The sequence below is a fragment of the Kiritimatiellia bacterium genome (assembly GCA_025054615.1).
Lineage (GTDB): Bacteria > Verrucomicrobiota > Kiritimatiellia > CAIVKH01 > CAIVKH01 > JANWZO01.
Window position 1 is genome coordinate 11,903 of the sequence record JANWZO010000014.1, and the last position, 15,688, is coordinate 27,590.

Here is a 15,688-nt window from a genome sequence, read left to right on the forward strand (position 1 = left end):
CCTTGACTTGGCATCAATTTTTCGCGTATTCAATCGGTCAAGCTCGCGCGGAGCATCAGCAGCCCACAAAAGCAAATAAATAACTACGGGGGCGATATGGATCAGACCGAACAACAGTCCGAAGTCCCGCTGGAAGCCCAACCCGAAGAATTTCAGTCACTACGGGGCGCGAGGCCGGGGACCGACGCCAACGTATTTATACAGATCACCGTCGGCATACTGGGCACCGTTCTGGTGGCGCTCGCCGTTATTCCCCTGAAGGGGACCAAAGCGGACTACCTCTACGGCATCATCAACGATCGCGGACCTGTTCAGTATTTGGAACTGCTGATGTCTTTCATGGTGGGTTCGCTGATCGCGCTCAAGAGCCGAATTGTGAATCGCAATCTTCGAGTGGTGGCGTCAAATCCGCTGCCGCCGGAGCTGGATTTGAACGATGACGCCGCTCTGCAGGCATTTCGAGATTCTTTGCCCCAACGGCCTGAATTTGAGTGGAGCATTCTGCTGAACCGACTCGATCGCGCCCTCGCCCTCTGGCTGGGCAGCAAGGACGTTTCCCGGCTGGCCACCTATCTGCAATCGGAGTCGGCCCGTGATCAAGCCGCGTCAGACTCTTCCTATTCGCTGGCGCGGGCGTTGATGTGGGCGATTCCGATTCTGGGCTTTATTGGAACGGTCAACGGGCTCGGGCAGGCTGTCGCCGGATTCGGCGTTTTGGGCGGCGCGGCTGACGTCGGCGCCATCAAGGAGGCCATTGGGAAGGTCACCCTGGGTCTCGGCGTTGCCTTCGACACGACCCTGTTGGCTCTGATTCTCACAACGCTGCTGATGTTCCCATTGACGGCGTTTCAGCGTCGGGAAGAAAACCTCTTCGGCGAAATCGATAATTATTTGGAAGACGTCCTGCTGGCGCGTCTTCCGTCTCCGGAACAAAAACCGATCGTGATTGAGAATCTGGAGGACTCCATTGAGGCCGCATTCCGCCGCTACATACCCGACCCGGACCGTTACGATGAAGTGTTTACCCGCTCGATTGATCGGGCCGCGGCGGCGGTGGAAGAGCGCTTTGCGGGTCTTTCGGCAAAGTATGAAACAGCGCTCCGCGACATGGGGCAACGGCTGGCAGATCAGCTCAGTGGTGCCGGCACCGCGGTGGAGCAGAGCCTTCGTGGGTTGGCCGACGAAATCCGGAAGCAAGATGATCGGACGCTGGAGGCTCGCCGCTTGCTCGGCGAGCAGGAGGCCACGCGATTCAGGGAGGTTGCCGCCGACATCAACGCGACCGCCGAGCGTATTGCGCGCAGCTATCGCGAGGGCGCCGAGTCGCTGCAATCCAGCGCCCGCGCAGTGTCTGAACAGATGGCGACCGCTTCCCGCGATCTTGCGGAAAAAATGACGGAAGTAAGCCGCCTTGCGGCGAATATCGATGGGCTTCTGAAAGTCAGCCAATCGATTGATCAGACTCTGGCGACCTTGTCCGCGTCCGAGGCATTCAAGGCGACTCTCGAAGATTTGAGGAAACAGCTCCAGGCGACAACCGAATTGTGCAACCGGTTGAGCCGGCCTCGCATCATTACGCTGCGCGAAGAATAAACCGGAAGTTTTAAGATGGGCATCAGGGAGTGAGGGGACATGGCTGAAAAGGAGACCAAGACAGACTTTTCGTCCTTCATGTGTGTCATCCTGATGCTCACGGGATGTCTTGTCACAATCATGATCAGCAATGTGGTCGTTATTTCAGCCAATCCTGAAAACGTTCAGATTACCTCGATTATTCCGACTGGCGTTGGTGCGGGGGACGACGAGTCGGATAAAGAGATTATTGACCCTTTCGGCAATGTCGTGAAAGCGCCATGGTATCTCGAGGTCTGGCGCGACCGGCTTATTATTCATCCCGGCGGAGAAGAAATTCTCATCCGCGAGCTCGAGTCGAAGGACAACAAGTTTGAGCGATTCCTCAAATTCGTGGAGGAGCGGAAAAATCGGCAGTACATCGTTCTCCTGGTGCGGCAAAATGCGGGATCCGTGGCTCGTAAATTGAAATATGTAATCCGCGACCGCAAAATCGACATCGGAATGGATCTGTTATACGGCACCGACCCGATTCGGCTGAGAAATGTCGATACAAACCAGACAATGAGCGTTACCGGAGTCATTTAGGGATAGGAATCAAAGCATGCCCCGCAAACATCAAACGGAGGGAGCTGTCAACCTGGACTCCTTCCTCGACATTCTCACCTGTTTGCAGGGAATCCTTATGCTGGTGATCATCGCCACCGGGATCGACGCGGCCCAGACAAAAGTTCTGATCCCGACCCCTATGGAGCGCGTCAGCGCGCGAACGCCTGTTTATCTTGAATGTCGGGGCAACAAAATCTATCCGCTCGATAGTTTTGAGCTGGCGCGAAAAGCACGAGCCGAGGTGCAACGCATCAATCAGGAGGCCGCTGGGGATCCCATCCGCAAAATGCAGCTTCTCGGCGGCTTGCGGGTCACGGACGATTTCTATGAGGTTGACATGTCCTATTATCTGGTCGGGCAGCTTGTTATCAAGCCGCGGCCCGATCCTGCGAGAGACGGCTATGAACTTGAGGAGCGGTCGACCTTCGCCACAGACAATTTTATGGTGAATCTCCTTAAGAATTTTCCGAAAGAGAATCGGCGCATCGTTTTGATCGCCCGCGACGACAGTTATTCCGTCTTCAAGGTGGCCCAACGGCTTGCCTTTCTGGCCCAGGTTGAGCTTGGCGTTGAAATTTATGACCGCAATGAAAACCTTCGATTCACCATGCAGGGCCTTCTGATCTCGACCTCGTAACCTGTTCAGAGTCGCTTTTTTCCGCTTTCCGCGTCCGCATCTTTGGTTCACATTTACAGCAACTGGCGGAGGCTAGCCCAGATGCCTGACATTCTGATTGAAGATATTATGCGGATTCTGCCGCACCGGTACCCGATGCTTCTCATCGATCGGGTGGTCGAATGCGAAGGGGACCGGGTAGTTGCGATCAAAAATGTGACGGCCAATGAGCCCTGCTTTTCCGGCCATTTCCCCGGGCGCCCGATTTTTCCCGGCGTTCTCCAGCTTGAAGCCATGGCGCAGGCGGGCGGCGTGCTGATGAATCAGTCGTATGGAGAGCCCGGGCGAATCGCCTATTTTCTGGCCGTGGACAAAGCTCGCTTCCGCCGCGTGATCCGCCCCGGCGACACCATGCGAATTGAAGTGGTTTTTCAGCGCGCGCGCCTCGGCATGATGCGGTTGCATGGAACGATTACCGTGGACGGTGAACTCGCCTGCGAGGCCGACATCATGTTCGGCTACGGGGATGCCTGAAGCATGGCCACAGTTCACCCCTCCGCCATCGTTTCGCCGAACGCCCGGTTGGGGGAGGATGTCTACATCGGACCATATTGCACCGTTGGCCCGGATGTGGAGATCGGAGACCGCACGCGCCTCATCTCTCACGTCGTCGTCGACGGATTCACCCGGATCGGCAGCGATTGCACGATCTTCCCATTTGCGAGCATCGGGCTGCAGACGCAGGATCTGAAATATCGCGGCGGTCGTCCCGGAACGGTCATCGGTGACCGCACCACGATTCGAGAGTACGTTACCATAAACGCCGCGACAAAAGATGGGGATCTGACGCGGGTGGGGTCCCATTGTCATATCATGGCTTATGCCCACATCGCGCACGATTGCGTCGTCGGAGACCATGTGATTATTGCCAATGTTGGCACGCTGGCGGGGCATGTAATCGTTGAAGACAGGGTCCTCATCGGGGGGCTGAGCGGCATCCACCAGTTCGTTCGCCTCGGACGAAATTGCATCGTGGGTGGGTGCACAAAAATCACACAGGACGTGCCTCCATTCATGATGGCCGACGGCAATCCGCCGAGGGTCCCCGGCATCAATGCGTTGGGGCTAAAGCGCGCCGGTCTATCAGAGGAGGCGCAGCATGCTCTCAAACAGGCGCATCGGCTTCTTTATCGCAGCGGCCTGAATACAAGCGCCGCCCTCGCGCGGATGGAGCAGGAATTGCCGCGCCTGCCGGAAATCGAGCACCTCATCGCATTTATTCGGGCATCCGAGCGCGGGATTATCAAGTGAAGCGAAGGGGACAACGAGCGCTGGCGCTCTGGCTAAGCCTTTCCTTGATAGCCACTGCGCGAGGACAGCTTCCGGCCGACGGTTATGTCAACTTCAATTTCGACCAGGTCGACATCCCTGTTTTGATTAAACTGGTCGGCGAAATCACGGGGCGCCGTTTCGTGGTTGGGGAGGACATTTCGGGGCGGGTGACGGTCGTCACGCCGCAGCGCATTCCGGCACGCGACGCCTATCCGCTATTGCTTTCCATCCTTGAATCCCGTGGGCTGTCGGTGGTTGAACGCGGGGGCGTATTCCACGTCGTCTCCCTACCGGAGCGCGTGGTTGCCCCGGCCTCCGTGGTGGGGGAATCGCAGACCATGGAGTCCGCGGAGGGACTCGTAACCCGTATCATTCGCGTGCAACACGTCGGCGTCGTGGAGTTGAGGCGATTGCTCGAGCCGCTCGTGCGCGGCGGCAAGGCAGGTGCGCTGGCGGCCTTCCCGCCGACCAATCACCTGATCATCACGGACACGGCCGAAAACGTTCGTTTGATTGAAAAAATTGTGACTGAGCTCGACAAACCCGGAGCCGCCCGAGTCGTTGAGGTCATTGAATTGAAACATGCCGCACCGGATGATCTGGCTCGCCAGATTGTCGCCGCGATGCGGGCCGGCGAGACAGCCGGGGAAAGAGTGCAACGCCACTTGCAACAGGTCACGGAAGGCATGGCGGCCCTGCCGGCCGATGTAGTTGTCGTACCGTCGCCGCGCGCAAACAGCCTGTTGATTGTGGGCACGCCGGTCCAGCTCAAGGAGTTGCGCGACATCATCGCTCGGCTCGACGTGCCGGCCCGATCCGGATACGGCCGGCTCCATGCGATTTTTCTTCGTTATCTCTCCGCCGAGGATGCGGCGAAGAGCCTCAATGCGCTCCTCCAAAAGGCCGACAAGGAACAACGTTCACCGATCGCGATCGAGCCTAATCCCGCCAACAACGCGTTAATCGTGGACGCGTCGCCACAGGATTACGAGTTCATTCGCGCGCTCGTCGAGAAACTGGATCAGGTCCCGCAGCAAGTTCTCGTCGAAGTGCTGCTGGCGGAAGTGGCGGTCGGCCGCAACCTCGATATCGGCGTGCGGCTTGCCACAGTGGAACAGCCCAAGGACGGCGCGACAACTGCATTAGGAACCAGCAGGCTGGGGGAGACCGATTCGCTCGCAGAATTCATCGAAAAAGGCGTTTTTCCGCAGGGATTGGCCATCGGCGTCGCACGGGGCGTCCTCATCAATCCTCGCACCGGTGATCCAGTCCCGAACATGCCGCTGCTCATCGAGGCGCTCGCCCGGAGCCGTGACGTAAAAATCCTATCAAATGTTCCCCTCTGGGCGCAGAACAACAGTGAGGCTACCGTCAGCGTTGTCGACAACATCCCGATTCTTCGATCCACCATCGAGGGCGGATCAGGGACGGCACGGGACATTATCCAAAACATCGATCGGATTGATGTCGGTATCAAACTAAAGGTAACTCCCCACGTTAATCCTGACGGCGAGATCACGCTCAAACTTAATCCCAGCATCGAGGCCATCGTGGACCAAGGACCTCCCGGCACCAGCTTTGCGCCGACCATTGCCAAGCGGGAGGTTTCAACAACAGTGACCGTTCCCAATGGCGCGACGGTGGTGATTAGCGGCCTGATCCGCGAGGATCGCGTTCAGGATGTGTATAAGGTGCCGATTCTGGGAGATATCCCGCTGATCGGTTTCTTTTTCCGCAAAAAGGGGGAGCGGATGGAGCGCACGAACCTTCTGATTTTTGTAACTCCGCATATTGTGACAGACATCCGCGTGGCGAAGGAGATGAAGGAACGTCTCCAGAAACAAACAGCGCTAACTTCAGAATCACTGCAGGGCCACGAGAACGAAACGCGGAGGTAGGCGTGTGCGCAGACCGTCCAGCCGTCGAACCGGGTGGCCTGCCCTTTGTCGAGCTCGTGGACCCTTCATGGTTGAGGCCGCAGTGGGTGGAAAAATTGCCAGTCGACTGGGCCCGGACTCATCAGGTTCTTCCCGTGGAGAAAGACGGTGTCCTCTACGCGCTGGCAGCGGGTCCTTCAGCCGCAGCGAGGGCCCATGAGCTTTCTTTGCTCCTTGGACGAGATCTGTTTCCTCTTCTGAGCACGCCGGAACAGGTCCGGCGCGCGATCGACCTATGCTACTCCATGCGAGAGGCGCCCGCCATCAACGCGGAGCCCATCAGCGGGGTCCGCCAGATCGAGTCGAAGGCGGAAGACCTGTTGCGGGTCGGGGAAGATGCGCCAGTCGCCCAGTATGTCAGCGCTCTGCTTCTCGACGCGCTGAGGCGGCGCGCATCCGATATTCATTTGGAACCGTTCGAATCCCATCTGCAGATTCGTTTTCGAATCGATGGCTTTCTGTACGCTCAACCGCAGCCCCCGAGAACGATCGAGGATGCTCTGGTTTCGAGAATCAAAGTGATGGCCCGGCTCGATGTTGCGGAGCGAAGGCTCCCCCAGGATGGCATGGCGCGCGTTCGGATTGGAGAGCGCGAGTTCGACGTACGGGTCTCCACCATCCCGGTCGCGGAAGGCGAGCGTGTGGTCTTGCGCCTTTTGAATCCGGAAAGCCTCCTCCGGCCGCTCGAACAACTCGGTATGCCCAAACGGATTGAAGAGGATTTCCGCCGCGCCCTAAGGGAACCTCATGGTGTCATTCTGGTCACTGGTCCGACCGGCAGCGGCAAAACGACGACCTTGTATGCAGCCCTGCAAGCAATCGACACCGCGCGGCTCAACGTCCTGACCATCGAGGATCCGATCGAATATCAGATCCCAAACGTCAGCCAGATGCAGGTTCGCCCAAAAATCGGCCTGACGTTTGCCCAAGGTCTTCGCCACATTCTCCGACAGGATCCGGACGTCATCCTCGTCGGCGAAATCCGCGACGCCGAAACCGCGGAGATTGCTGTCCGCGCCGCGCTGACTGGCCACCTCGTATTCAGCACGCTGCATACGAACGACGCCGTTTCCGCCGTAGCGCGCCTCGCGGACATGGGGGTCCCCACATATCTTCTGGCCACCGCGCTCCGCGGGTGCATGGCCCAACGGCTGGTTCGACGCCTCTGTCCGAATTGCCGCCGAGAATCTCGCGCTACGCCGGAAGAGCTTCAGTTGTTGGGCCGTCGCGCCGCTGAAGTCGCGGATCGGCCCATTTGGCGACCGGGGAGTTGTTCATCGTGCATGGGCGGATATTTGGATCGGATCGGCATTTACGAATGGGTTGCGTTCGGGCAGGACTGGGAATCAGCAATCCGAATGGGGCACAATGTCGAGTCCCTCCGCCGACAGGCGCGAAGTCGCGGAATTCCCTCGTTGGCCGATGATGGTATGGAGAAAGTCCTCTCGGGGATCACATCACTCGACGAATTCTTCCGTGCGCTCGGCGGTTCACACACGCCCGACCTCGCATGAAGACGTTCGCATACCGCGGATATACTCGCGGCGGGACACGCGTTCGGGGCATAGTCGAGGCAATCGGTCCGAAGGAAGCCCGGGAAAAACTCATTGCGCGGGAAATCCTGCCGGAGCGGATCGAACCGGCTGCTGGGGCGGCTGGTCGAAGCCGCATTCCGGCTTCAAAACGGGCGGCTCTCTACCGCGAGTTGGGGTCGCTCATTCGAGCCGGGGTACCTCTGGAAAACGCTCTATCCCTGCTGGGGAACACGTATGCCACAGGCGCCGAGTCGCATGGGCTCGCATCGGCGCGCGATCGAATCCGCGAAGGCGTCGCTCCGGATGACGCGCTCGCTGCATCCCTGACGGGCATGACGCCATTCGAGGCCGCTCTCTTGCAGGCCGGCCGCCGCAGCGGGCGGCTAGGCGAGTCGATGGAGCAGCTCGCCGGCTATCTGGAGAACGAGGAGCGGCTTCGCGAAGGGATCAAATCGGCGTTGATCTATCCGTTTCTCGTGCTCCTGCTTGGGCTGCTGATCGGGGTTGTAGTCATTCTTGTCCTGTTTCCGCGTTTAGCCTCGTTGTTCGAGGAGACGGGCGCCGACCTGCCGAGTTTGACAAGGGCCTTGATCTGGATGGGGCGCGACGGCCGAAACGCCTTGCTCGCTTCTGTGCTGGCAGCGGCTGCAGGAGTCATGTTCGGGGCTCGCGCGATCTCGCGGCCGGCGGCTCGAAAATCCCTTGAACTTCGCGCTGTGCGAATCCCGTTGTTCGGCAGCCTGCTCCGCCTGTCGGCTGCCGCTCGTTTTGGCAGAACTCTGGCCCTCTGCATTCGGGGCGGGGTGCAAATTCCGGACGCCTTCCCGCTGGCGGGCCGAGCCTCCGGTATGCGTTCGGTGGAAGAAGCATCCATCGTCTGCGCCGAAGAGATCCGCCAGGGCAAAGCCCCTGCCGACGCACTAGGCAGATGCCCGATAGTCGGAGACCTCCTTGTTTCATGGTACTGCGCCGGTGAAGCGTCCGGCGATCCGGCGACGCTGCTTGAACAGGCGGCGAACCAGTACTACGCGCGCTGGGAAAATCTAGTGCAGCGGATGCTCCGCCTCATCGAGCCGCTTCTCATCCTGCTTGTCGGGGCGATGGTTCTTGTGGTCGCCGTGGGCATTCTGTTGCCAGTGCTGTCCCTGAACCAGATCTCATGGTGAGGATCAGCTTGCAGACGGCGACACAGGGAGAAATAGTTCGGGAAAAGGGAGTTTCTAATGAAGTCGACCCAGCGGTTTTCGATTTGGAGCTTAGGCCTTGTCCTGATGATAGCGGCGGCAGGCCGAAGCGAAACCGTCATCCCGTCCGAGGGTTGGCAGGAATCGACTCACCCCTACGCATCGGCTGACGCGGAGCCGGGCGGCGAAATGTCCATGTATGCAGGTCCGTACCCTCGCAGCCTCAACTACTACCTCGACTCGTCCTCACATTCCGCAGAAATCCTCAACCTGCTGTACGACAGCCTGTTGACGATGAATCCTGCGTCCCTTGAATTCGAGCCGGGGATCGCGCAACGCGTTGTCGTCGGCGACGACAAAATGACCTTCACGATCCACCTGGATCCCGAGGCAGTTTGGAGCGACGGCCGTCCCATTACGGCCGAGGACATCGTGTGGACGTGGAAGGCCATCCTTGACCCACGGCATCTCACAGGTCCCCACAAGGTCGACCTCGAGCGCTTTCAGGAACCCGAAGTTCTCGATGAGCGGACAGTGCGTTTGGTGGCCCGTGAACCGCATTGGAAAAACCTCCTGGTCATTGCGGGATTCAATCCCTTACCCAAACACGCCTTTTCGACGAGTGATTTCAATAAATTGAACTTTGAGTTTCCCGTGGTCTCCGGTCCTTATCGACTCGCCGAGCTGCGCGAAGGCTTTTTCTCCCGCTTCGAACGGAGAGAGGACTGGTGGCAGCGTCATCGGCTCCGGAACCAACATGTCGGGAATTTTCAGACCTTGCGGTACATGTATTTCCAGGAAAGAGAGAACGCATTCGACGCGTTTCTGAAAGGGACAATCGACGTGTTCCCCGTCTACACGGCGCACGTCTGGGTGAATCAGACATCGGGCGAGCGATTTGAGCGCAACTGGATCGTTAAGCAGCGCATCCATAACCACCAACCGGTGGGTTTTCAGGGCTTCGCCATGAACATGCGTCGATTCCCATTCGACGACGTGCGGGTCCGGCGCGCCCTCGCCATGCTGCTCAACCGGCAGCACATGAATGAAGTGTTGATGCACAATCAGTATTTTCTGCATCGGTCCTACTATGAGGACCTGTACACGCCGGAACATCCCTGCACGAATCCGCTGATTCCCTTCGACAAGGCCGGCGCGCGAAGCCTCCTGGCCGAAGCAGGGTGGGTGGCGGATCCGCAAACCGGCATCCTGCACAAAGATGGAAAACCGTTTCGCTTCACCTTCCTGACGCGAGACGCGGCCGTGGACCGCTTCTTGGTGATTTACAAGGAAGACCTGAAGGATGTCGGAATCGAAATGAACATCGTCCAAAAAGATTGGTCCGCGTGGATGAAGGACATGGACGAATTCAATTACGACATGACCTGGGCAGCCTGGGCGGGAGGCATCTGGCGCGATCCTGAACACCAATGGTCCTCTCGCGAGGCGGACCGGCCGGGCGGCCAAAACATTACCGGCTTCAAGAACGAGCGCGTGGACGAACTGATCGCCAGGCAACGGACCGAATTCGACCTCGAAAAACGGAATGCGATCCTTCGCGAGATCGATTCGATCCTCACGGCAGAGGTTCCCTACATCCTCCTGTGGAACCTGAACTACACCCGGCTGCTCTATTGGAACAAATTCGGGACCCCACCGACTGTCCTGGGCAAATACGGAGATGAAAGCGCAGCCGCCAGTCTGTGGTGGTATGACCCGGATGCCGCCGCCGACCTTCAAGACGCCATGGCTCGAGGTCTGTCCCTTCCGCCGAAACCGTCTGTCATCGATTTCAACGCGATTTCGCGTTGAGAAGACCTCACCGCGCAGGAACGTCGCGGTATTTGCGCGGAAAATTCGCCTAATTTCAGGGCGGGTTCTGATCCGCCGATCGTCAATGGCGTTCGCAGACGGTTCCTTCTAGCAACGGATCGTTCGCGCAGCGGCTGAGGCGGCGTCAGCCCCTTCCCAACGGCGCCGCCGATGCCCGAACGCGCTGCAACGTTCCGCAAAACCGCCACGATTTGGAAACGAGCCGAACGGGCGCCCCATCGAAAAATACCCGCGAGAAGCGGTCATATAGAACGAGCGCGATTGATCCGATGCCGAACCCATCCTCGATCGTTTCCGTCTGGACGACGAGGTCGCGCCCATGCACTTCAGCCCGAATCACCACGGAACTCCGCTGCCCGGACCGATAGCCATCGGTATCTCCATCGTCGCAGGTGTAGGTGGCCGACGCCTGAGCCCCGTCCCTGTTTCGAAGGAAGATATGGGCCTCGATCTCCAACGGATTCCATCGGTTGTCGACCGGCTCGCCGACACTCATCGGAAGGATGCTTCCTTCCCGGACATAGAGCGGTGTTTGTTCCTCAGTCGGTGAAACCGTCAGGCGGCAGGGAGCTTCAATCCAACGCGAATCGATCGCCGACCACCACGCTGCAGGTCCGGGCAGGATCACGTCCCGCGTCCGCCGTTCGCCATCGAGAATCGGTGCCTGCAGGATCGCCGGACCAATCATGAATTCATCCTCGATGCGGTCCAGCGGGAAATCAGTCGTTGAGTCAAAGTCGTAGAACAGCGGCCGTATAATCGCGTCGCCGTCCTCTTCGTGCCGGATGAACAGGTTGTAGAGATAGGGTCGGAGCTTGTAGCGGAGCCGGATGTAATGCCGCACGACGCGAAGCGTGAGCCGATCGAACGCCCAGGGCTCCTGCCGGCGAGTGCCCTTCGCGCTGTGGTTTCGACAAAAGGGAAACAGAAAACACGCCTTTTGCCAGTCGCGCAGGAGTTGCGGTGATGTGTCGCCGGCAAATCCGCCAATATCCGGGCCATTGAACGGAACTCCAGAAAGAGCGAGGTTCAACGTGCACGGGATCGCGAGCTTCAGATAGTGGTAGTTGGAGCAATTGTCGCCGGTCCAAATCGCGGCATATTTGCCGATGCCCACGTAGCCGGAACGGCTGATCACGAAGGGCCGCCTGCCAGGGTGCGCCGCGGCGAAACCCTCACGCGTCGCGATCGCCATACCCAGGGCATATTGATTGTGAAACGCGTCGTGGGGCAGGCGCCCTTTCTGAAACCGCATCGCATCGTTCTGCACGAAGCCGGTCGACGGATCATTCATGTCGATCCACGCGCCGCGAATGCCCGCAGCGGCAAATTTCCGCACGTTTTCCGCCCACCATTTGCGCCCCTCGGGCAGCGAGAAGTCGGGGAAGACCGTGTCGCCTGGCCACACCTGGCCCACAAACTCGCCGCCTTGAGGATTCCGGCAAAAGATGTCGTGCTTTTGCCCGTCGTCGTAAATCGAGTAGCCCGGCTCGCGTTTTACGCCCGGGTCGAGAATCGGGATGACCTTTCTGCCGTTTTCCTCAAGTCTTTTGACGGCGGCCCCAAAATCGGGGAAATGTTTCGGATCGACCGTAAACACCTTGAACGACTGCATGTAGTCGATGTCGATCCACAAGCCGTCGCAGGGGATTCCATGCTCGCGGAATTTCCCGTCCAGCTCGAGGAGGTCCGATTCGGATTGATAGCCCCAACGGCACTGATGGTAGCCCAGCGCCCACACGGGGGGCAGCGGCGTACGACCCACGAGGGTTTGGTAAAGCCGCGTCAATTCGGGAAGGCTCTCGGCTGCGATCACGTAAAGGTCCGAGGCCCCGCTCTCGGCGCCCAGCGCGATTCGCGGCGCCGCGCTGCCGCTGCCGTCAGGGAACGATGCCCCCGTGTGAATGAACGTCGCTTGAGGATTGTCGAGGAGCAGGCCGATCCAGTGGCGCCCCCGATGCACAATCAGGTAGGGGATGGAGGCATAATACGGATCCGGTCGGTCCTCGAAGACTTCTTTCCAGTGAAAGTCGGCGAAGGCGTCGGTATTCCAAAATTTAGACTGCCGCCCCGAAAGCTCGAGCCCCAAGAGCTTTTCACCCATACCATAGAACCGATCGTCATCGCGTCTTTCAAACAGGAACACCGTCGCCGATCCGCTGACGCCGATCGCGGAGCCGGCGGGAGCCGAGAACACCTCGGCGCCGTCCGGCGCGCGTACAGCGACCGCGCCAGTGGCGTCCATCGAGGCCTCATAAACCGGCGCGCTGCCGCGTTTCGGCCTGCGCGGATCCAGTCCGCTGAGAAGCGGAACGGACTGCCACGGCCCTCTGAGCCGCAGTCGACAGATTCCATTGCCAAACTGGCGAAATTCGATGTGCAAGCCGGAGCGGCCGGCCCGGGCCGAACCGCGCCGATCTACCCGGCGAATGAATTCGAAATTCAGAAAATGCGGAAATTTGCGGAAATACACGCGGCGACTAAACAAAACATCGCTCGCGTTGGGCAAGCGCGAATCAGCGCCGCGCCGCATCTATCGCGATGGCCGCTGCGTTCCGTCCCCGATCACGCATGGATTTCCATGAAATGGAAAACTTGCAGCGATGATTTTCCATCGCATGGAAAATCTGCAGCAACTTTTTTCCATGGCATGGAAAATCTGCGGCAACATTTTTCCATGGCATGGAAAATTTGCCGCAACACGTTTCCATCGCATGGAAATTTCCATGCCATGGAATTTTCGAGTGACATCGCTGAAAAAATTCGGCTCTGGAATCTGGTGCCGGCTGTGCAGGCGAACGGCCTCCGCCCTGAACAGATCCGACTATTCGCCGAGCATTTTGATGAATTCCGATTCGTCCAGCGTCGGAATGCCGAGTTTGCGGGCTTTGTCGAGTTTGGAGCCCGCATCGGCGCCCACAATCAGATAATCGGTCTTGCCGGTGACGCTGTCGGCCACGCGGGCGCCGGCCTTGCGAAGGGCTTCGTGCGCTTCGGCCCGCGTGAAACGCTGCAATGTGCCGGTCACAACGACCACCTTGCCGGCGAACGGACCCGATGCTGTTGGGGCCGGCGGCGGAGCGCCTTCAGGGTTGATGCCCAAGGCCTTCATTTCCGCCAGAATCTCGCGGGCGGCGTCGGAATCGAAAAAAGCCACCAGCTCCCGAGCTAACGCCGGTCCCACGCCCTCGATCGGATGGGCGTCCACCTCGGCTTTCAGGCGGTCGCGCCTTTTGACCAGTTCCGCGTAGGTCATATCGGAATCCCGACCAATGAACCCGCGCCGGCCCCGCAATGCCCGGGAACCGGACGCAAGTTGTTCCTCGAGTTCAGCAAGTTCTGCGATCCGCCGCAGCTTGGGCGAGGCGACCAACTCCTCGAACGTGCGATGGGTTTCCGCGAGTTTGCCGGCAATGGTTTCGCCGACGCCGGGCAGGCCGAGGGCATGGATCCATTTCGCGAGCGGCGCTCGGCGGGCGGCTTCGATGCCCTCCATGATGCGGCGGGCTACTTTCTCGCCCAGGACCCGCGGTTCTTCCGGGGAACCGAGATTCAGCCGCGCAAGCCGGTCAACATCGAGGCGAAAGAGATCCCAGACCGATCGCGCCACGCCTTGTTCGACAAGTTTGTCTGCGACCGTCTCGCCGAGCCCCTCGATGTTCATCGCGTTGCGGCTTGAGAAATATTCGATTCGACGCGCGGCCTGGGCGGGGCATCGCGGGTTTTCACAGCGGACGGCAACTTCGGTCCCTGTTCCGCTGGCCAACCTGCGCCGGACGACCGGCGAGCCGCAGGCGGGGCAGCGGTCCGGCATCTGGAACGGCTTTTCGTCGCCCGTCCGCGCGTCGTCGACGACGCGGACAATCGCGGGGATCACGCGGCCCGCCCGCTTGATCACCACAGTGTCGCCGATGCGGATGTCCTTGCGCTTGATCTCCTCTGCGTTGTGGAGGGTGATCCTCGAGATGGTGGTGCCGTCGAGAAAAACGGGCGCAACTTCCGCGACCGGGGTTAGCACGCCGGTGCGGCCGACCTGGACGACAATTCGTTCCAGTTTCGTTTGCGCCTCGTGGAACCACTCGGGGCGCTTGTAGGCGACAGCGTATGCGGGCACATTGGTCTTGAGCCCGAGCGCGCGGCAGGCGGCGTTGTCGTTGACCTTGATGACCGCGCCATCGATTTCATAGGGCAGTTCGTCCTCGCGCTCCTTGATTTCGCGGGCCGCGGCCTCCGCCTCCCGAATACTGGACACCCGGCGCCAGATCAGCGGGATCGGCAGGCCGAACCGACGGAGGGTTTCGAGCTCCTCCGAGTGAGAGGCGAATTCGGTGCCCTCGACATGGCCGAGGGCATAGAACACGGCCCGGATCGGGCGCTGCGCGACGATGCGCGGGTCCAATTGCTTGAGCGACCCCGCGGTGGCGTTTCGGGTGTTCGCAAAGGTCTTTTCACCGCGGGCGCGCAGGGATTCGTTGAGGGCGATGCGGTCCGCCTCGCGCATGTAGGCCTCGCCGCGCACTTCGAGGTAGGCGGGGGGCGATGAGGTGTTCAGTCGGAGCGGGATGTCCCGCACGGTGCGCAAATTTGCTGTGATATCGTCGCCGGTTTCGCCGTCGCCGCGGGTCACGCCGAGCTGAAGCACACCGTTTACGTAATGGAGCGAAATGGACACGCCGTCGATTTTGGGTTCGACGACGTAGTCCGGCACAAAATCGGGCAGTTTCTTCAGAATTTCGCGCTCAAAGAGCGTCAGTTCGTGGAGGTTTTCCTTTTTCTCGAGCGAAAGCATGGGGGCGCGGTGCCGGACGCGGGTAAACCCCTCGAGCGGCTGGCCGCCAACCCGCTGCGTGGGCGAGTCTGGCGTGATGAATTCCGGAAATTCCGCCTCGAGCCGCCGCAGCTCGTCCATCAGGCGGTCGAATTCGGCATCCGAGATTTCGGGGGCGGCCTCCACGTAGTAGAGGCGGTTGTGCCGCTCGATTTCGCGGCGCAGCGTTTCAATTCGTTGCCGGGCTTCCGTGCGCGTCATGCGCAGAAGGATAGCGCTGCCGGAAACTGGGCGCGACCGGA

The 15,688-nt window shown here is 59.7% G+C and carries 11 protein-coding genes; 9 read left to right on the forward strand and 2 right to left on the reverse strand.

The window, feature by feature from the left end; all coding sequences use genetic code 11:
- The first annotated feature begins 96 nt into the window (after positions 1–96).
- The 9 genes from NZ740_07540 to NZ740_07580 all read left to right on the forward strand — a co-directional run bounded on the left by NZ740_07540 (position 97) and on the right by NZ740_07580 (position 10,597).
- Complete coding sequence (locus NZ740_07540) at positions 97–1,593, forward strand: MotA/TolQ/ExbB proton channel family protein (protein ID MCS6771863.1); 1,497 nt, start codon at positions 97–99, stop codon at positions 1,591–1,593.
- A gap of 39 nt (positions 1,594–1,632) precedes the next feature.
- A complete protein-coding gene (locus tag NZ740_07545; GenBank protein ID MCS6771864.1) occupies positions 1,633–2,160 on the forward strand; it encodes a hypothetical protein in 528 nt (175 codons plus the stop codon).
- Positions 2,161–2,176: 16 nt separating this feature from the next.
- On the forward strand, positions 2,177–2,818 hold the full coding sequence (locus NZ740_07550; GenBank protein ID MCS6771865.1) for a hypothetical protein: 642 nt from the start codon (positions 2,177–2,179) through the stop codon (positions 2,816–2,818).
- Positions 2,819–2,899: 81 nt separating this feature from the next.
- Positions 2,900–3,331, forward strand: a complete 432-nt coding sequence (gene fabZ, locus NZ740_07555) for a 3-hydroxyacyl-ACP dehydratase FabZ (GenBank protein ID MCS6771866.1) — start codon at positions 2,900–2,902, stop codon at positions 3,329–3,331.
- A 3-nt stretch (positions 3,332–3,334) separates the two neighbouring features.
- Positions 3,335–4,108 carry an acyl-ACP--UDP-N-acetylglucosamine O-acyltransferase gene (gene lpxA / locus NZ740_07560; protein ID MCS6771867.1) on the forward strand — a complete coding sequence of 258 codons (774 nt, stop codon included), beginning with the start codon at positions 3,335–3,337 and terminating at the stop codon, positions 4,106–4,108.
- Entirely contained in the window at positions 4,105–6,027 is a 1,923-nt protein-coding gene (locus tag NZ740_07565) for a hypothetical protein (protein ID MCS6771868.1), read from the forward strand. Before lpxA ends, NZ740_07565 begins: the two co-directional genes overlap by 4 nt.
- Before the next feature lie 2 nt (positions 6,028–6,029).
- Positions 6,030–7,580 (forward strand): GspE/PulE family protein, encoded by a 1,551-nt coding sequence (locus tag NZ740_07570; protein MCS6771869.1) that lies wholly within the window; start codon positions 6,030–6,032, stop codon positions 7,578–7,580.
- A complete protein-coding gene (locus NZ740_07575; protein ID MCS6771870.1) occupies positions 7,577–8,767 on the forward strand; it encodes a type II secretion system F family protein in 1,191 nt (396 codons plus the stop codon). The genes NZ740_07570 and NZ740_07575 overlap by 4 nt, the downstream gene beginning before the upstream one ends.
- 57 nt (positions 8,768–8,824) lie before the next feature.
- The gene (locus NZ740_07580) at positions 8,825–10,597 is read left to right on the forward strand and encodes an extracellular solute-binding protein (protein MCS6771871.1); all 1,773 of its coding nucleotides are present in this window, start codon (positions 8,825–8,827) and stop codon (positions 10,595–10,597) included.
- A gap of 145 nt (positions 10,598–10,742) precedes the next feature.
- Here the strand turns inward: NZ740_07580 and NZ740_07585 are convergent, their stop codons facing one another.
- Together NZ740_07585 and ligA are read right to left on the reverse strand one after the other, a co-directional pair.
- A complete protein-coding gene (locus tag NZ740_07585; GenBank protein MCS6771872.1) occupies positions 10,743–13,127 on the reverse strand; it encodes a glycoside hydrolase family 31 protein in 2,385 nt (794 codons plus the stop codon).
- Between the two features lie 315 nt (positions 13,128–13,442).
- Positions 13,443–15,647 carry an NAD-dependent DNA ligase LigA gene (gene ligA / locus NZ740_07590; protein ID MCS6771873.1) on the reverse strand — a complete coding sequence of 735 codons (2,205 nt, stop codon included), beginning with the start codon at positions 15,645–15,647 and terminating at the stop codon, positions 13,443–13,445.
- Positions 15,648–15,688: the final 41 nt, after the last annotated feature.